Source organism: Desulfurococcus amylolyticus Z-533 (assembly GCF_000513855.1).
GTDB classification, from domain to species: domain Archaea; phylum Thermoproteota; class Thermoprotei_A; order Sulfolobales; family Desulfurococcaceae; genus Desulfurococcus; species Desulfurococcus amylolyticus.
In genome coordinates, this window is the sequence record NZ_KI911318.1 from 477,658 (window position 1) to 495,924 (window position 18,267).

Below are 18,267 nucleotides of genomic sequence, written 5' to 3' on the forward strand. Positions count from 1 at the left end.
TCACATCTCGCTGAAACCGGTTCTACATGTCACCTTCTGCCTCTTGCACTCGGTCTCTATTAGTTCCATGATCCGCCTTCTCTCTCTACGGGTTTTCTCAATGTAATTATACAATGGGTGCGTGGGCGTATTCATGAATGATTTCACATGAAGTACGTCGTAATATAGTACTATGTTTAGTTTCTTAGCTATCTCCACCATGCTTCTCACAGTATCGGGGTCACTATTGATGCCTGGTATAATTGGCCCGTAGAAAATCCATGAGGCAATTTTTTCCTCGACTAGTTTTTCGAGTGCTTTTAAACGGGCATTTGGGGGCGGTGCATGTGGCTCTATCTGTATGGAGGCCCTGTAATCAAGGGTGGTTATCGTGAATCCCACATCAACTAGATCCCTATGTGTTACCAGGAGATCCATGTCTCTTAAAACCAGGGGATTCTTTGTCTGAATACTTGCATGGAAACCATGTCTTAATAATACTTCTAGTGAACGCCGCGTTAGCTTATACACGGCTTCAACAGGTTGATATGCATCTGTTACCGTGCCAATGCCGACAACGCCCCTTGGGTACTTGACTACCTCCCTTCTTAATACGTCAACTATATTCTCTTTCACTAGGATTATCCTTCCCCAGTTACCGCCTACATCTCTATTCCTCGTGTATAACCTAGCATAGCAGTAGATACAGGCATGTGAACAACCGACATAGGGGTTTAAAGCATAGTCTAGTCCCGGCAACCCGCTCCTCGACAGGGCTGTCTCACACCTTGTCTTTATTACTTTAAACTCCTGGAACAACTCAGGTATCCCTCGAGAAGAAGTCTCTAATACTCCTCGTTTTTACAATCCTCTGAAGCAGCTTGGAGGAATTGTACCATTTAGTAGCCCCGAGCCTGGTTACCTTATCCAGTAGATCGAAGACCTCCTTTAACTTGCTGGTCTTTAAGATTGGTTCATGCCTGTACATCTCTCTAATCGACTCCCTGACAAACCAGACACCCAATGGTAGATTGAAACCTGGATATATCTCCCTAAGTAGTATCGCTGTAGCCTGTCTTCTCATCCTTGAAAGATGCTCAAGTGTCGCAAGCATGCTTGCATAGTAGCATCCACCAATACCTGGATAAGTTGTTCTCCCATGATAGTCCTCATAGTCTCCCTCAACAACCACGTCCAGGGCTCCAGGGTTCCATGTGGAGCCTGGCCACCAGGCTTCCATCCATTCATAACTCCACTTAGCTGGGTAGAGTACTGCTATGAATAAGTTATCGTAGTGCCTAAGCATGTATACCTCTATCTCGTTGATAACGTCATATTTTTTCACCTCTCTAAGCAGTTCCCTGGATATCATGCTGTCAACAGCGGTGATGCTCCACCTTGTAGGTACCAGTCTCCTCTGGTTTTTAACACCTAGTGCTCCGGCACTGAGTATCTTCTGTATATGGGAAACCGGTATATTTGACTTATAGAGGTAGACCACTGCGTCATAGGCTGGTAGATCCGTATCATTAAACGCCTTCTCCACGGGCCTAGGCACAGAGGGATTGCCTAATACCTGTAGCCTTACTATTGGTGCCCTAGGGCCCTGCGGTGGTTCCTCTTCGCTGAGATGCAATATTGGACGCGGTGGCTTAGCTAACTCTACTCTAATATCCACAGGTCTACTGCTCAGGGTCATGAGTCTTGTCTCTTCAACTATCCTATCATACGGCTTTCTCACATCTATACTGGTATATCCTGTTACAAGGCTCCATCTATATTCAAGGATGTCCTCTATCCTTCTTCCAAGCCATGATTCAGGGTAATCATACACTAGTACGTCATTGTTTGGAGGAGCAGCGCCTGGACCTGCTCTAACATATGGGTAACCATATCTCCCAACAAATAACGAGGGCGGGGTGGAACCCTCTATCACACGCTGGCCAGTGATCCCCGATAGCTTAATGGATGCTCTAGCCCTAGCTATAACAGGGCAGTAGGATAACCCGCAGAAGCCCCGGCCCCGGCATGTAGAACAGATCCTGGGATTAAAGCTCATCATAACTTGCTCCTATCACCCTATACAATTAACTATAATTAAACTTACCACACCTTAATTTAAATTATTCGTCTAGATGAGGTCGTCTCTATCTAGCCAGACCATATATGATAAGATAGGGAATTGAAGAAAGAAGAGAAGAAAAGAAGAATAGGATAGTATGGGACTAAATATCCAGCTCCTCCAGCAGCCGCTTCCTGTTAACTATTTCACGCTTCTTCTTGAAGAGCCTGGTGCTGAAATATCTGGCAGCGTAGTCTGGTAGTATTGTTACAACCTTGTCATTGTTTCTCAGGTTATGGGCTTGTGCGAGCTTTATAGCTGCTACAACATTTGCTCCACTGCTTATTCCAACTGGGAGGCCTTCTAGCCTGGCTATCTTCCTAGCCATTTGTATTGCTTCATCACTGTTCACGGTTACAAAGTCGTCGAGCAGGCGCTTATTCCTCATAACTATATCGGGTACGAAGCCGTCACCAACTCCCTCTATTTCATGTCTTCCCCAGGGACCCGGCTTACCAGTCTTAAACCACTCTGCTGCAACCGGGCATTCAGCTGGTTCAGCACCCGCCACTATGACGTCGCGGCACTCCTCTTTAAGCCTCTTCGCTATACCTATTAAAGTACCTCCGGTTCCAACCTCAGCTACAAAGGCCTTGGGGCACCCTATTTGATCAAGTATCTCTTTACCTGTTGTCTCGTAATGGGCCTGTATATTGGCTTCATCTCCCCATTGATCGAATAAGTAATATTTATTAGGGTTTTCAGCCACAAGCTTTCTAGCTATTTCTAATGCATTACCAGCATCGGCTTCACCGCCTGGTGTGAAGTAGAATTCGGCTCCGAATAACTTCATTAACATGAATCTCTCGGCACTCATCTCCTCTGGTATTACTATTAAAACCTTGAAGCCGAGCACGCTTGCAAGGGCTGAGAAAGCTATGCCTGTATTACCTGTTGTAGGAACAACTATTGTCATACCTGGTTTCAATTCTCCTTTCTCAACGGCTTTTCTCAGCATGTATAATGCCATCCTATCTTTTACGCTGCCCGTTGGATTAGTGAACTCCATCTTACCCCATACTTCGGCCTTGAAGCCCTGTGGCAGTATCCTTGAGAGCCGTATTATTGGTGTGCCCCCTATACACTCGGTTATATCCCTACACACCTTCATGCATATACCCTCCTTCTCAGTATATATCTTACTAAAGTGGGAACCTGTATTTAAATCATTGTTACGGTTTATAATTGTAAAAATTTATTACCCACGGGCTCTTAGAAAATAAAGTAACCAATGGGGGGTGTAGAGTATATTCGATATCCATCGTCCACGGGACCTTAGCGACGCCCTGCAATTCCTTGACAAATACTCGCCAGACGCGAAGCCCCTGGCAGGTGGTACAGAACTACTAGTATTGATAAGAGACCGGAAAATACCTGTGCCAAAATACCTAGTGGATCTCTCTCCACTGAGGAGGGATCTCTCCTATGTAGTAGTGGAGAATGGCGTGGTGAGAATAGGAGCCCTCACAACACTATGGGAGCTCAGTAAGAGTATACTGCACCAGGATATAAAATATGCCGGGTTCATAGATGTCTTCAGAAAATTCGGTACCATGGCAATAAGGTTCAACGCCACGATAGGCGGTAATATTGCGTCGGCCACACAGTACAGCGATTACATAACACTCCTGCTCGTCTACGATGCCGAGCTAAGGCTTGAAAGCGTGCATGGTGTGAGAAAGGTCAGGCTGGAGGAATTCCTGGTCGATAAAAGGAAAACGATTCTCATGCCGAACGAGATCATCACGGAGATATCATTCAAGGAGCCGCCATCTAAGACAAGTAGTGCATTCATAAAGTTTGATAGAAGAGAGCTACTTATAGCCGGCATAGTCACTGGCGCCATCTATTTAACAGAGGAGGAAGGACGGATAAGGGAAGCCAGAATAGCCTTCGACATGATTAGTGAGCACAGGATACCTGGAAGGGCCAGGAGCACTGAGAAATGTATAACTGGAAGAAATATAAGCGAGGAAACCCTCATAGAGGCGGAACAATGCCTCGATAAGGAGATGAAGAGGATTAGTGACTGGTGGGCTACCAGTGAATACAGGCTTGAAATGTCTAAGGCTATTTTAAGGAAGGGTCTGCGCCTCGTACACAATAGAATCCTAAACGGGGTGATGTAGGTTGGCGGGGATCGTTAAAGTCAGGTTAGAGGTTAATGGTAGGGAGTACATAGTTGACGTACCTCCTCATGAGAGGTTAATTGACACACTAAGGTATAGACTAGGTTATACAAGTGTTAGAGAGGGATGTGGTAGAGGGGAATGCGGAACATGCATAGTCCTCGTGAACGGGTTACCAAGGCACTCATGTCTCACGCTAACATCCACGCTTGATGGAGCCAAGATAACGACTGTGGAAGGCCTGGCCCCCGAGGGCAAGCTACACGCTATCCAAGTAGCATTCATCGAGACCAGAGGCATGCAATGCGGTTTCTGTACATCGGGCTTCATAATGATGACTAAGGCGTTGCTCGACCATAATCCAAACCCAAGCTACGACGAAATAAAGGAGTGGCTTAGCAGCACATTGTGCAGGTGTGGGAGCTACCACTACTACTTTGCAGCAGCCAAGCTTGCAGCCAAGTACATCAATGAGGGCAAGATCTACTTCGATGAAAAACAGGTGAGAGAGAAGTATCATTTAAAAGTTGTCTAGTAGGTGGTTCACATGAGTAAGCCCGAGTATGTTGAAATAGTTGAAAAGATATTCAATGAAACAAGGAGTAAGCCTACGAAGGACTTCAAGTATATAGGTAAGCATGTAGTGAGATGGGACGCCATAAGTAAGGCAACAGGTAAGCCGATATTCACAGCGGATCTAATTAATCTATTAAAGAACCCCGTATTCGTCTACAGCGTTAGATCCAAGTATGCCCATGCATTAATCAAGGGTATCGATGTATCAGAGGCGGTTAACTACCCAGGTGTGATAAAAGTTATAACATCCAGGGATATACCGGGTATAAATGACGTTGGCTATGTACTACCGGATCAACCACTTATAGCCGATAGAAAGGTAAGGTATATAGGGGATACCGTAGCACTAATAGTGGCTGAGAGCCTTGAGAACGCCAGAGACGCTGGGGAAAGAGTCCACGTTGACTACGAGCCATTAGAGGTATACCTAGACCCGTTGCAGATAATTGAATGGAATGGATTAAAGGAGAAGCCTCATACATTAATACATGATGAACGTGGAAGCGACGTATTAACGAGGTACAAGATCAGAGTTGGAGACGTAGAGAAAGCATTCAAGGAGGCCAGCGTCATAGTTGAGAACGAGTATAGGACACCTATGCAGGAACACGCCTATCTTGAGCCAGAGGTGGCAATAGCAATACCCGAGCCGGATGGAGGAGTTACAATATATGCTAAGACACAGTGCCCCTTCGATACAAGGAAAGCTGTTTCAAACGTATTAGGACTACCATTCAACATGGTAAGGGTCATAGCTCCAGCACTGGGTGGAGGTTTCGGCGGCGCTGAGGACGTGGGCAACGAGATAGCTGCTAAAGCCGCGTTAGCAGCTCTATACACGAAGAAACCAGCGGTTGTATTACATACAAGGGAAGAATCCATAATAGGACACACGAAGAGGCACCCGATTATCGCTAGATACAAGCATGCAGCTAGGAGAGATGGAACATTACTCGGCGTCGAGGCCGAGATAATACTAGATAAGGGAGCATACGCTAGCCTCGGCCCATTCGTCGCATGGAGAGCGATAGTACATAGCACCGGGCCCTACAGGGTTCCCAACGCGAAAATAGATCTCGCAGCGGTGTACACGAATAAAGTTCCCGGAGGAGCATTCAGAGGCTTCGGTAACCCACAGGTAACATTCGCGGTTGAAAGGCAGATGGATATACTTGCTGAGGAACTAGGCCTGGACCCAGTGGAGATAAGACTTAGGAACGCGTTGAGACCAGGTGATAGAACGGTTCATGGACAATTACTGGATCACGGCGTTGGACTAGTAGATGCCATCAAGAAAGCAGTTGAATTAAGCGGGTGGTATGAGAAGAGGAAACTGTACTCCGAGGCCAAGGGTACTATTAGGCGTGGAATAGGTATAGCTGTATTCTATCATGGAAACAGTATTGGCGCGGAGGGAGCCGACTACTCGTCTGTAACACTAATCATACAGAGGGATGGAAGCATAATATTTAGGACAGGGTTAACCGATATGGGCCAGGGCTCTATCCAGGGCTTAATCAATATAGCTGCTGAAATACTGGGTGTCCCGCCAAGCTACTTCAAAGTAGAGTTACCGGATACAGCATCAACACCTGATGCAGGACCCACGGTTGCGTCTAGAAGCACTGCGATGGGCGGTAATGCAACACTTGTGGCGGCATATAAGCTAAGAAAAAGACTCAATGAGCTAGCCTCCTCTATGCTTGGATGTAGTAGCCCTGATGACGTTGTAATAGATGCTCCAAAGGTTTATTGTAGAGACGACCCAGAACACTATATAACATGGAAAGAACTAGTGGAGCAATCTTTCTGGAAAGGTGTTCCACTGCAAGAATTCGGCTACTATAGGGCTCCACCGGCAGAGTGGCATGAGGAGACAGGCACCGGTCAACCCTACTTCACATACACATTTGGCGCCATAGTGAGTGATGTGGAGGTAGACCTCGAAACAGGAGTTGTGAGAGTAAAAGACGCTGTAACAGTATATGATATTGGAAGAGTAATCAATCGGACTGGTGCAGAGCACCACGGTGTTGGAGGATATATCCAGGGTATGGGATACGCCCTAATGGAGGATACGTATTATAGCCCTGAAGGACACGTCTACAATACAAACTTATCGACATACCATATACCCACAGGCCTGGATATTCCAGAGAGAATACTAGTAGACTTCGTGGAGGCAGGGTATATTAGGGGACCGTTTGGAGCTAAGGGGCTTGGAGAACCTTCTATAGTTGGCATAGCTCCAAGCATCGCCAATGCTGTAGCGCATGCATTAGGGAGTAAAGATGCGAACAGGGATGTAAATAGAATACCATTAACCCCAGATACGGTGTTCAGCATCATAAAGAAGTGTGGATTAAATAAGAGGTAATAGGTTTTAACCACATTCTTCTTTTTCCCTTATACCACTTTCCCTCCTCTCCCTTAAGTTAGATTCAATGCCGTAGTATAGGCTTCAGCAATCCATGGTCTGGTACAAGGTATATACCGTTAGGCCTTTCCTCTACTTTATTATTTATGGCGAGGTAGCTACCCGTATTCAGCTCCGAGTATACTTCCCGCATGGATTCAAGGATTACTTCCTCACCATTATCAAGTAAGCCAATATATCTCGATGGTATGGCATGATCTATTATCGGCTCAACCACGCGTACTAGTCCGGTGTACTCTGATATATTCAAGACTGGGTCTATGCATCCATGGACTCCTCTAGAGTAGATAACTGGTCTAAGATTCACGTGAATTCCAAGTATATTTAGGTGTAGAAGAGTATTCTTTTTGAACCATAGATATTCAGCGAGACTTATTCCACCTCTATGCTTCTCCCAGTACTCGTATACAAGCACCCATTCATCAACCCGTTTAAGCACTCCTCTATTAACGAGATCCTCGAGGTCTTTAGTGAAGTCTTCTTTAACCCCATATATCGCGATATCAATGTCATTGTATTTACCGAGGATCCTTGAGGATCCTGTGACATATATATCATTCTCTCTCACGCCTAGAGCATCTGAGATGATTTCCGCGACTACTTGTTGAATATTGTTGAGCCTGTTTAGAAACACGGTGCTTTTCGACACCGGTATCACGGGAACCCTGGACTTAATGCACTCCCAGTCCACGGTGTTAATGTATCTCTCTAGGCGCCACCCGGGTATTTTCCCTGAGATATAAAGATCGTACCTAGGGTAGGCTACGATCATTCCTTCAGGGTGCTGGAAACCCTTAGCGATATATACTACTCCATTATACTCCCATAACTCGCCTTCAAGCATCCTCAAGAAAGTATCCCCACCTAGTGCCAATCCGCTATGTGGGCATGCTCTCCGAATACTATGGCACAACTCTTATATATTTTCGTCAAAACCTCCCGTGAAAGGATGCTGTCGGGGTCACCGTACCTGTATTCACCATATCCTAGTAACAGTATTTTACTGGTATATGGCAGCAATAATACGGGATCATGGTTTGTCACCACGAGTAGTTTCCTACTTGAAAGCTTGCCAATGATTTCAGCCAGCGCCCCCCTTCCCTCGGGGTCTATGTTGGAGAGGGGTTCATCCATCAATACTATCTCTGAATCTACTGAGAGAACTCTAGCCATTAGAGCTCTCTGGAGCTGTCCGCCACTCAACTCACTGATCTTCTTATCCCATGAATCCTTGGGTAATCCAGCCATTTCCAGTGCTGACTCAATTCTCCTATTTACAGTATGGCTGGATCTAAATGGCATGCCTCCTTCGTAAGCCCTAATATAGCTTTCCACGAACTCCCAGAGCGTTATCGGTGCATCCCTCGGTATATAGAATTTTTGAGGGATGTAGGATATTGTTTCATATAATCCTCCACTCGAATTCTTCAGCTCAGTATTCCTGATCCTAACCGCTCCTTTTACAGGTTTTATTAAGCCTAGGATGGTGAGAAGCAGTGTTGTTTTGCCAGCCCCATTGGGGCCTATAACCTGTATTAGTCCAGGGCCCTCGAACACCGCGTTTAAATTGTTCAGTACCAGGGTATGTCCTCTCTTCACAGTTAAATCTATTAACTCTATAATCACATCGAATCCCTTGTGCACAAATCTATTTAAGGACTTATAAACATTTTGTGCATAAGGTGTGAAACCATGGGGCACGCATTGATCCCAGTAATCACCGTGTTAAGTCTGCTGGTTTCACAAGGGCTACCGTTTTTTTCTCTTCAAACCACCAGCGGAGTATACGTGGTTACTGTTTTCCCTAGTCTGGTAAGTGATATTAAACTCCTACTGTGCGATGGTGACGTAGTCGATTATATTATTCCCCCAGGCGTAGATCCCCATGAATACCAGTTATCCATTAGTGACTACCAGAAACTAAAGAGGGCGTCGATAATAGTTTCAACAGGGCATACTGGTGCCGAAGTGGAGATAGAGGAGCTTGTGAAGAAGGGTGAGTTGAACGCAACACTTATCAATATACTTGAGATCCCTGGAATCAGGATTACCATTAATCCCTCCAGTGGGCAGGCCAATCTCCACATGCCTATTTACGATCCATTAAACTACATCCTCTTCGTTGGAAATCTGACAAGCACACTAGCGAAAGCCAACCCCTTGAAAGCTGATTGCTATAGGGATAAAGCCTTAAAGCTAGTAAACTCACTCATATCCCTAGTTAATAAGATGATAGGCAAATACCGTGACGTGTCCACTATAATAGACCTACCTGAAATACAATATGCCGTGGAATGGATGGGGTTCAAGGTAGTTAAATCACTTGTTCCAGAGCATGAGGTGCAACCATCCCCTCAGGATATAGCGTCTGTCGAGAGCTTCATGAAGAGTGGGAGTACTCCGTTAGTGTTTATAACATCGCCGGCCGCCTCTAGTGAAGGCAATGCATTGATCGAGTTATCGAAGAAATATAATATAACCATAATAGAGGTCCCATCGCCGCTGGTTAATGGCTCCATACCTGATAAACTATACTATATAAGTTCTCAAGTAAGTGGTGTGAACATTAAGGAAGCCGGAGAGCCTTCTACGAAACTGGAGGGGCCTTCTCATCTAGCATCTGATCCCCTCTCCATAATACTCTATGTGGTTATAGGTGTCATAATAGGTTTAGCATTGTCTAGGTGGGTTTACAGATGACCCCAGGTGCCAGAAGGAGATCGAGTTCCCTGTTAGCATGCATTATTGTATCCATAGTTTTCCTAGTGTCCCTGGTGTTTTCCTCCAGGGTCATAGGGGTTGATAAGGTTATAGCATACTGGTTAACGGGGTTATCGCTTAGCTTAGTCGGCTTGCTGGCCTATTATAGGGGGTTAGAGTTCCTTGTCTCAGGCTCCATACATAATAGTTTTCTAGCGGCTACCCTCGGCTACATCTTTGCATTAATATTCGGGGTGAACATATATTATTCAGCGATACCGGTTGGGTTGATGTTAACATATCTCGCCGGATACTTAATTCACAGAGGAATAGATCCCAACAAAGTATCCTCTTTCATGGTTTCATTCTCATCATCGATGGGTGTTCTACTAGCATACTACGTGTTAACAATGTTCCCTGCGCAATATAGTCTATCCAGTATAATGCTAGGGGATCCTGTTCTAATGAGCAGGCAAGACGTCCTGGTGACTATTGTTATTTCAATAATTGTAGTCACAGTGGTTATTTTAATATACAACAAGATAATTTTATTAAGCATAGATCCCGTGTCCGCTAGGATAGCTGGTGTGAGGATAGGCTACTATGATTTCATCACTTACACCCTAATCGGTTTAGCCACGATAGGGCTACTACGTATCAGTGGTTACATAATGGAGCATGTAATGATACTCCTCCCGGCAATAGTTGGGGCAAGAATCTCTAGAAGCAGTAAGGAGCACTTACTATTAACACTACTAGTGTCAACAACGTCTACGATGCTGGGATATGTAGCTGCAGTAAACTATGGATTAAGCCCTGTAGGTGTAAGTGGTTTTATCCTTGTCATCGCTTTTCTATATGTGGCGCTCACAGGGTGGGGAAGATAGATGGGCGGGAATTCAAAGAAGAGGTTTGGAGTGAGCGTGCCCTACCATGTGGCGGAGAAACTGGATAATCTAGCCGGATTATTTCGCTGTGATAGATCTACTATAGTATCGAATGCTTTAAACGAGTATATACATGAGAATCTCCACGAGGATAGGGAGCACAAGTGTCGTGGTGTAATAGTTGTTTACTCGCAGAGCCCGCTGCCCTCCTCTATTATTTCGAGATACAGCTCTGTTATTACATCGTATAGTGTTCATAGGATGGGGAATGAATTTATAATAGTGATAATAGTTGAGGGATCTTCTAAACTAATAAGCGAGTTGAGAAGACTTGTCTCATCAGGCTCCAAGATCCAGAGGTATCTCCCATTAGATGATTTAAACGTGTTAAGCCAGTAGATTAAATGAGCCCAGGTATGAACCGTGCCCGAGGCATTCGTATTTAAACCCGTGAAAGGATACTGGTTCACTTTTTTCACTATTGATGAGCTGAAGCGTTCAAGCGGATGTATTGAAACTACACTGGATCTAGGTTTATCAACTAGGGTTGTCTGCGTGGAGAACAATAGGTTACTACTTAGCAAAGGCATCGAGGTAGATGTTAGAGAGTTAGAGCCAAGCGAGCATGATAGGGTTGTACTGCTAGAGGAAACCGGGAGAATATATGAGGTGGTACTCCATACTGAAACAGGGTTCTATAAATTAAAGGCGACGGGTAAAACTACAGTGCCAACGCTCGAGATAAACGGCATCCATATGCATAGAATACAGGACACCGATCCGTGGCGCGACACGATCTCGAAGATACGGGCAGCTAGGGTTACAAGTGGCCTAAACATCCTTGACACATGTATGGGGTTGGGTTATACAGCTATAGCTTCTCTGAGGAGGGGGGCTAGTAGCATCTATATTTTTGAGATAGATGAAAATGTTGTATGGATAACTGAGAGGAATCCATGGAGCAGGGAGTTATCCAGTGATAGAATAAGGATTAATATAATGGATGTAGTTGAAGGCATCTTCTCACTAGAGTCAGAGTATTTTCATAGAGTAATACATGATCCACCTAGATTCACAAGAAGCACTGGTAGCCTATATAGTCTTGACTTCTACAAAGAACTATACAGGGTGCTCAGGCATGGAGGTATTTTATTCCATTATACTGGTGAGCCGAGGCGGCATGGGGCACCAAGTATTCTCAAAGGAATAAAGAATAGGTTAATGGAGGCCGGGTTCACCAACGTATATTATGATGCAGAGGCTCAGGGCTTCATTGGCTTCAAGAGGTAGTTATTCAAGGAGTTTTTCAAGAGGCTTGAATTCCCCTGGCCTGAGCCTTCCGAACTTTTTCTTTACTAATTCCACCAGCCATGGTGATAAACTATATACTCCATTCCTATGGTATAGTATCCCCTCTCTGACTAATTCTGCTAGTACACGTCTCACCTCTACTTCGATGAGTGTATCCTCGGTCTCTGGGAGGAGATCTCTATCTCCTTCCCGGATCTTCTTTTTCACTTCTTCACGTATATCTAATACTGCTATTATATCGCCTGCACTTATATGTCTTAGGAAGTAGTTTACAATAATCCTCTCAAGCCTGCTGAGGCTTCTAAGCCTGTTAATACCCTTGTTAATATCTGTGTTATTGTTGTTCTGGCTACTCAAAGATATCCACCTATCAGTAATACCATGTATCATAGTAATAGTGCTCAGGGACCATAAAACTATTATTCCTTCTAGCTCTGCAGAAACCCTTGAACAAGCATTTATCACATCTAGGTGGGTTATCCCTTAGACATATCCTCCTACCCATCAGCCAAAAATAGTCATCCAGGGTGGCCGGGTCTATACCTGCCTCACTGGATATAGCCTCGTATCCTCGTCTAATAACCATCCTTAACAATATGTCTTCTTCACGTGAGACTTCCCTCTGCTCCCTTATCTTAACCCATAGATTGCCTGAAACCATCACTATTCCAAGCCTATACGCTATCCTTGATAAGTGATTGTCAACTGGGATCCCTAGTTTATCGAGAAACGTGAACACCCTTCTTTTGACCAGGAATTTCGCGAGTAATAATGACTTCTTCTCAACAGGGTCTTCATAGGCCCTGAAAACCCTTAGGAGATCTATGAATCCAGGCTCCATTAAAGAGCCGTAGAGCCTCCCTCTTGATACCTCTATGAGCCTGGTAACCCTGCCCTCGTATAGTTTAGAGATTTTCAACCCCAAATCCCTTAGAAGAATAGTTCTGGCATCTATATCCGGTGGACTTGCACTACCTATGCTGAGCCAGGATTTAACTTCCTCGATTCTCACCTGTGCTAAGCGAGCTGGATCAAAGAACCCCGGGTCCTCCGAATACTTTTTCATTCCAAGCCTATATAGTAGATCAGCACCGTGGTAGAACCCATCTTCAAGCATGGCCTCGTATGGTTTTCCAGGTCTACTCAGCCTATGATCCATGGCCACCATGACTATAAAGTATCTGAGGATGTTTTCTGGGTTATCGTTGCAGGGCGGGTAGAATTTTGTATCACAAAGATCCAATGTGTCAAGCCTCTCAATATTGTTTCTTAAGACTCTCGAAACCCTCTCTATTATTGATGTGTCTAACCCTACAACCTCCATAATACTCACCTTTATTTTATCTAGGGTTTTATGCTAGTTTAACTTATCTTTAAACTGGGAGTGGGAGAAAGAATATTAAGGGATAGTACTATGTCCGCGGATAGTATTAAAAAACGCTTGGAAGACGGGAAAATACTTGTTGGATTTATACATGAGTCAGTATTAGCAGGGGATTTTATCGCGGTGAATGGTGGATTCTCTGTAAAGATCGCGGCCGGGAAAACCGTAGTGCTTCATGGTAGGGGTAGGGTATGGTTGTTGACTGGTGAAACATGTATTGCTATTAGTGAAAAAGGGGCTATAATAATTGATCACCTATATTGTGAGAAAGCCCTGCTCATAGGTATCCAATACCCGGTTATCGCACGTTACGTGAAGACTTTAGAGGCTTATACACGTAGGGTACATATTGGGGAACTCAACTCCGGTAAATGGGTGGCATCGTCGATGAGCAATGTGGATAAGGTGAGCGTTGCCACCGCTCTATTTATGGATCCCCATTCCCATATCTCGGAGATAGAGTATATGGATTCGATATATTATGGGTATTAAAAACACATATGGTTGCTTTGTTTACCATGGTTAAAAGCACTCGTTTAATCTTGTGACGGGGTTAGACTGCTCGAAACCTTTATCCTGGCTACAATTATCTTCTCCCTCAATAATACTAAACTATTATATAGCTGGTAGATTACCCCAGGAGTTATATTATCACCCGGCTTCAGCCTCTGCAGGACTCCCTCAAGTTGATCAATGATATCTATAGCATCCTCCAGTAGATCGATTATTTCATGGGTTGACATGTCTCAAACCATCCTCATATGATTTCTTGAGAAGCCTCTTGTTTATATCTACAAGGTGTCCCCTCAGCGTTTTCTCAATAGCCCACTCGATATCGCTTAATTCAATGTATTTAGATAACTGCTTATCCACGGCCAGAGCGAATCCCAGGAGGGCTATATTTGATGAAACAACTGAGCCACTCACTTCCATGCTGACTTTATTTGCATCATAGAGGTAGTAAGTCAAGCCCTTCCCGGATATTGCGGCTAGGATTGTATCTCTAGGGGGATATTTAACTAGTGGGGGAGGCCATAGGAAGTCGTTTACTACTAGTGTTGTACCCTTATCCGCATACACTAGGCTCCGGGCTCCCTCAAACAATTCCAGTGATATAATTGTATCAGCGCCTCCTACTGGTATAATCGGGCTTTCACCCTCACCTATTCTCACATGCACTATAACGCTACCGCCCCTCTGGCTCATACCATGTACTTCCGCGATACTGACGTCTACGCCTGCATGCATGCATCCCAGCCCTATTAACCTGCCCAGCGTTATTATACCCTGACCCCCTACGCCGGATAACACTAGATTAAACCTGGTCTTCATACTGCATCACCAGAGTTTCTCCCACTCAGGGCTCGGAGTGTTTTTAACAGTTATCGCTTTATAGGGACAGATAGACGCACATAGTCCACATCCATTGCAGAGCTCTTCTAGTATGATGGGCTTCTTCGATCCTGCTGGCACTATTATAGCTGGACAGGCCGTTAAGTTAACGCATGCCATACACCCAATGCACTTGTCTTCAACGATGGTATAAATGGGTAGTACTACCTGCTTCCTTCTAGCATCCCTCGCGACTTCGAGAGCGCATCTCATACGTGAAACTATTGCTATTCGCTCACCCTTCAAGTACTCTTTGAAAGCCTGTGTAAGTAATTCTATTGATTCTTTAACCCTTAATGGATTAATAACGATAGTTTTAAACCCAGCCTGCTCCAATATCTTCTCCGGGAGTATAGCCGTTGTCCGCAACCCCATCGCTGTTATCCCAGTACCTGGATGCGGCTGATGTCCAGTCATAGCTGTTGTTGAGTTATCGAGTATTAATGGTATGACCTTGGAGTCATTGTAAACTATGTTTAATACCGGGGGTATACCGGCGTGAAAGAATGTAGAGTCTCCTATAACAGCTATCACTGTATTCTCTAATACTTTTCCGAATCCATGGGCTATGCCTAGGCTTCCACCCATCTCGAAGCACGTCATCTGTGTTTCAAATGGTTTTTGGTACCCTAGTGTATAACACCCAATATCGCCGGTAAACACAGTATTTCTTATACCAGCCTTGTTAAGGGCTGTTTTAACTATGTAATAAGTACTTCTATGAGGACACCCAGCACAAAGCACTGGGGGGCGTGGCGGAATCGGAGGCTCGGTTTTCACCTCCCCAATGCTTTGCCATGGAGGCAGGGTCTCCCTGCCAATGAATTTAGCTACTGGCTCGAAGACCCTATCTATCGAGAGCTCTCCGTTTTCGGGTATCATGTTTTTACCATGTATCTTTACGCTTAAACCCTCATCAACGGCTATGTCTTTCACCTGGGTCTCTACCACGGGATCGAGTTCCTCGATGACCAGTACTTCTTTTGCATCCTTTAAAACTGTAGTGATAGGTGCTGGTGGAAGGGGGACTGGTAGGGAGACCTTGATTAATGTCACATCGTTTAAGGCGTCGAGTAGTCTAAGGGCTTCCTCGGCATGAGAGTAGCTAATCCCGCTTGCAATAACTACTTTACTCCTACCTGGATTCCACACGTATATAAATGGTTCCCTCCCCTCATTACGCCTTATAGCTTCCCATATCTTCATCATCCTAGTCTTCTGCTTCCTCGCGTTAGCTGGTACAAGCACCCATCTCTCATAGTTTTTATCGAAGACTCCTTTACACTTTTTCTCTGATGGTATATCACCATTTAATTCAACTGGTTGCCTTGTGTGACTTACCCTTGTAGTGGTTCTAAGAATAACTGGGTGCTCGTATCTACTGCTTAGCTCAAATGCCTCCTTGGTTAAATAATATGAGTCCCTCGCGCTGCTGGGTTCAATAACTGGTATATGGGCTAGTAACCCGTACCACCTATTATCCTGCTCGTTTTGGCTGCTGTGTTCGCCTGGATCATCAGCTGAAACCACTACGAAGCCTTCTTTCACACCTGAGTAAGCACTACTCATCAATATATCTGCCGCCACATTAACGCCTACATGCTTCATAGCCGTAATGCTTCTAACCCCGGTTATTGCTGCCGCGTACGCTGTTTCAAATGCCACCTTCTCATTTATACTCCATTCGACATATATCCCGCATTTACCGGCTACCTCGCTTAAAGTCTCTATTATCTCCGTGGATGGTGTTCCAGGATACGCTGTTGCTACGCAGATTCCTGCCTCGAGTGCTGCTCTGGCTATTGCTTCATTCCCCATTAATAACACTTTTTCACCTTTTCCTGAAAGTATATAACTCATGTCCCGCACCACTATCTTATGTATGGTATGTACTAGTATATATACTATAAACTACATATATTCTCATGCATGACCCTATTTTTAACCCTATGTAATCCTGTAGCAGATTCTAACCCGGTGGATTATGTTATGAATGCTAGTTAACCATTGGTTGGTGGGATTCAATAATTAAAAAAGTTTATATATTACTATCCCACATAATATAAATTGGTGAAGAAAATGGTTAGGAAGAAGAAAGTAGTATATGAGGACTCAGACATACTAATCGAGATAGCCCCAAGGGATATAGAGTTACCCGATGTAGTATACGATGCCATTAGAAACAAGGGCAGGCCAGTATTCTTCCAGGAACTCGTCAAGGAGTTCAGCGGTATTGCTGGTGAGGATAGAGTACGTAAAGCCGTGAATCATTTACTAGCATTAAAGAAGATAGTGGAGTTCCCGGATGGAAGTCTTGGAACACCTGACATGAAGTGGGAGCCCACCACCATTAAGCGTAGACGCCGTAGAAGAACCCCAAGGCTGATGGATATAGATGTAGAAGGAACCCTATACAAGGTAACCACTTAAGCCCTATCCTGGCTGTTTTTTAATCATACATTTTTCCTCCTGGTACCCCTACCCCTATCTATCCACGGGCCACTCTTGTAGTTAACGCATTTCTCTATGGCTGGTATTATAATACCATATCGTGAATTCAGCTCGCATATAAAGTCATCTGGCACCAGTGCTAAAGACCCTCTCTTTGTCTTAACGATATATGCTTTATCCCTAAGTGCAGGCATGGCTTCCGCCTCCTCAACTATTAAGTCTAGGAATATAGGTAAACGGGTAGTGTTGATGAAGCCTCTTTGACGCTTAATCCCGTATTCGTCGGTGAAGATCTCGCCAATCCTCCTCCCATCATTACATATACCCTGCTGGTTACACTCTATGGTTCTAACTAGTTTAGAGGACGATATGATCTTGATTATTTCCATAAGCTTCCCATTATTATTTAAGCTGGGCTCCTGTGTCTCAGGCTTCTTCTCAGACATCCTAGATGACTTTGCCTTCCTCAGGATGATCTCCTTTATTTCATCGAGGCTGCTCATATTATTTTGAGGGATGGCATGTCCCTCAGCGGATTTCACGGTATCTATGGAACCACTGGTTTCCCCGCTCGCCCGGTCTTTATCCCTGGGAACCATGAAATCAGTAAGCTTCCTGGAACGGGGCTTTCTCTCTCCAGCCGGCATGTTTCTATCCTCAAAACACTATCCACGGGACAACAAATATTTAAACACGAGTGCTCGGCGAGTCTATTAGTACTGAAGACCGTAAAATATTTAAAAACCACACCTACCTATGGTTATTGAATTGGACATGGGCCCGTAGCTCAGCCTGGTAGAGCGGCGGGCTCTTAACCCGTAGGTCCCGGGTTCAAATCCCGGCGGGCCCGCTTCACTATTTTCCCCGTGGTTAAAGGAGATGGTTTACAGCTGGAAGTC

At 44.8% G+C, this 18,267-nt stretch carries 20 protein-coding genes and 1 tRNA gene; 10 read left to right on the forward strand and 11 right to left on the reverse strand.

The window, feature by feature from the left end:
- From SPHMEL_RS02605 to SPHMEL_RS02615, 3 genes are all read right to left on the reverse strand, one after another.
- On the reverse strand, positions 1-798 hold the full coding sequence (locus tag SPHMEL_RS02605; RefSeq protein ID WP_042667218.1) for an SPL family radical SAM protein: 798 nt from the start codon (positions 796-798) through the stop codon (positions 1-3).
- Position 799: 1 nt separating this feature from the next.
- On the reverse strand, positions 800-2,041 hold the full coding sequence (locus SPHMEL_RS02610) for an Nre family DNA repair protein (RefSeq protein ID WP_042667219.1): 1,242 nt from the start codon (positions 2,039-2,041) through the stop codon (positions 800-802).
- Positions 2,042-2,204: 163 nt separating this feature from the next.
- Positions 2,205-3,212, reverse strand: a complete 1,008-nt coding sequence (locus SPHMEL_RS02615) for a PLP-dependent cysteine synthase family protein (RefSeq protein ID WP_042667221.1) — start codon at positions 3,210-3,212, stop codon at positions 2,205-2,207.
- A 136-nt stretch (positions 3,213-3,348) separates the two neighbouring features.
- On the opposite strand from SPHMEL_RS02615, the gene SPHMEL_RS02620 reads away from it, so the two are divergent.
- Genes SPHMEL_RS02620 through SPHMEL_RS02630 form a run of 3 tightly spaced genes read left to right on the forward strand, consistent with a single transcriptional unit; the run spans position 3,349 to position 7,183 of the window.
- Positions 3,349-4,230 carry an FAD binding domain-containing protein gene (locus tag SPHMEL_RS02620; protein ID WP_084322094.1) on the forward strand — a complete coding sequence of 294 codons (882 nt, stop codon included), beginning with the start codon at positions 3,349-3,351 and terminating at the stop codon, positions 4,228-4,230.
- A gap of 1 nt (position 4,231) precedes the next feature.
- The gene (locus tag SPHMEL_RS02625; protein ID WP_012608044.1) at positions 4,232-4,765 is read left to right on the forward strand and encodes a (2Fe-2S)-binding protein; all 534 of its coding nucleotides are present in this window, start codon (positions 4,232-4,234) and stop codon (positions 4,763-4,765) included.
- A gap of 12 nt (positions 4,766-4,777) precedes the next feature.
- Complete coding sequence (locus SPHMEL_RS02630) at positions 4,778-7,183, forward strand: xanthine dehydrogenase family protein molybdopterin-binding subunit (protein ID WP_042667223.1); 2,406 nt, start codon at positions 4,778-4,780, stop codon at positions 7,181-7,183.
- A 64-nt stretch (positions 7,184-7,247) separates the two neighbouring features.
- Here the strand turns inward: SPHMEL_RS02630 and SPHMEL_RS02635 are convergent, their stop codons facing one another.
- Together SPHMEL_RS02635 and SPHMEL_RS02640 are read right to left on the reverse strand one after the other, a co-directional pair.
- A complete protein-coding gene (locus SPHMEL_RS02635; RefSeq protein WP_042667914.1) occupies positions 7,248-8,087 on the reverse strand; it encodes a hypothetical protein in 840 nt (279 codons plus the stop codon).
- Between the two features lie 20 nt (positions 8,088-8,107).
- Complete coding sequence (locus SPHMEL_RS02640) at positions 8,108-8,869, reverse strand: metal ABC transporter ATP-binding protein (protein ID WP_042667915.1); 762 nt, start codon at positions 8,867-8,869, stop codon at positions 8,108-8,110.
- A gap of 66 nt (positions 8,870-8,935) precedes the next feature.
- On the opposite strand from SPHMEL_RS02640, the gene SPHMEL_RS02645 reads away from it, so the two are divergent.
- The 4 genes from SPHMEL_RS02645 to SPHMEL_RS02660 are packed head-to-tail and all read left to right on the forward strand — an operon-like array spanning position 8,936 to position 12,120.
- Complete coding sequence (locus SPHMEL_RS02645; protein WP_042667225.1) at positions 8,936-9,943, forward strand: metal ABC transporter substrate-binding protein; 1,008 nt, start codon at positions 8,936-8,938, stop codon at positions 9,941-9,943.
- A complete protein-coding gene (locus tag SPHMEL_RS02650; protein WP_042667227.1) occupies positions 9,940-10,830 on the forward strand; it encodes a metal ABC transporter permease in 891 nt (296 codons plus the stop codon). The genes SPHMEL_RS02645 and SPHMEL_RS02650 overlap by 4 nt, the downstream gene beginning before the upstream one ends.
- Positions 10,831-11,229, forward strand: coding sequence for a CopG family ribbon-helix-helix protein (locus SPHMEL_RS02655; RefSeq protein WP_042667229.1), 399 nt, complete (start codon positions 10,831-10,833; stop codon positions 11,227-11,229).
- A 24-nt stretch (positions 11,230-11,253) separates the two neighbouring features.
- Positions 11,254-12,120: a class I SAM-dependent methyltransferase gene (locus SPHMEL_RS02660; protein WP_042667230.1), complete on the forward strand. Its 867-nt coding sequence runs from the start codon at positions 11,254-11,256 to the stop codon at positions 12,118-12,120.
- Here the strand turns inward: SPHMEL_RS02660 and SPHMEL_RS02665 are convergent, their stop codons facing one another.
- Positions 12,121-12,498 (reverse strand): PolB1-binding protein PBP2 family protein, encoded by a 378-nt coding sequence (locus SPHMEL_RS02665; protein ID WP_084322096.1) that lies wholly within the window; start codon positions 12,496-12,498, stop codon positions 12,121-12,123. It lies immediately after the preceding gene.
- A 13-nt stretch (positions 12,499-12,511) separates the two neighbouring features.
- Positions 12,512-13,465 (reverse strand): hypothetical protein, encoded by a 954-nt coding sequence (locus SPHMEL_RS02670; protein ID WP_042667231.1) that lies wholly within the window; start codon positions 13,463-13,465, stop codon positions 12,512-12,514.
- Between the two features lie 90 nt (positions 13,466-13,555).
- Here SPHMEL_RS02670 and SPHMEL_RS02675 point away from each other — a divergent pair, with 90 nt between their 5' ends.
- Positions 13,556-14,017: a hypothetical protein gene (locus SPHMEL_RS02675; protein ID WP_051400984.1), complete on the forward strand. Its 462-nt coding sequence runs from the start codon at positions 13,556-13,558 to the stop codon at positions 14,015-14,017.
- 44 nt (positions 14,018-14,061) lie between these two features.
- On the opposite strand, the gene SPHMEL_RS02680 is transcribed toward SPHMEL_RS02675, so the two are convergent.
- From SPHMEL_RS02680 to iorA, 3 genes are read right to left on the reverse strand one after another with little or no spacing between them, the layout of a single operon-like run.
- The gene (locus SPHMEL_RS02680; protein WP_012608033.1) at positions 14,062-14,268 is read right to left on the reverse strand and encodes a hypothetical protein; all 207 of its coding nucleotides are present in this window, start codon (positions 14,266-14,268) and stop codon (positions 14,062-14,064) included.
- Positions 14,255-14,857, reverse strand: coding sequence for an indolepyruvate oxidoreductase subunit beta (locus SPHMEL_RS02685; protein WP_042667232.1), 603 nt, complete (start codon positions 14,855-14,857; stop codon positions 14,255-14,257). The genes SPHMEL_RS02680 and SPHMEL_RS02685 overlap by 14 nt, the downstream gene beginning before the upstream one ends.
- Positions 14,858-14,863: 6 nt before the next feature.
- Positions 14,864-16,777 (reverse strand): indolepyruvate ferredoxin oxidoreductase subunit alpha, encoded by a 1,914-nt coding sequence (iorA, locus tag SPHMEL_RS02690; RefSeq protein WP_042667233.1) that lies wholly within the window; start codon positions 16,775-16,777, stop codon positions 14,864-14,866.
- A gap of 219 nt (positions 16,778-16,996) precedes the next feature.
- Here iorA and SPHMEL_RS02695 point away from each other — a divergent pair, with 219 nt between their 5' ends.
- On the forward strand, positions 16,997-17,347 hold the full coding sequence (locus SPHMEL_RS02695; RefSeq protein WP_042667235.1) for a hypothetical protein: 351 nt from the start codon (positions 16,997-16,999) through the stop codon (positions 17,345-17,347).
- A gap of 23 nt (positions 17,348-17,370) precedes the next feature.
- Here the strand turns inward: SPHMEL_RS02695 and SPHMEL_RS02700 are convergent, their stop codons facing one another.
- Positions 17,371-18,015, reverse strand: a complete 645-nt coding sequence (locus SPHMEL_RS02700) for a hypothetical protein (protein WP_042667237.1) — start codon at positions 18,013-18,015, stop codon at positions 17,371-17,373.
- A 129-nt stretch (positions 18,016-18,144) separates the two neighbouring features.
- Here SPHMEL_RS02700 and SPHMEL_RS02705 point away from each other — a divergent pair.
- Positions 18,145-18,218 (forward strand) — tRNA-Lys (locus tag SPHMEL_RS02705).
- The last annotated feature ends 49 nt before the right edge of the window (positions 18,219-18,267 follow it).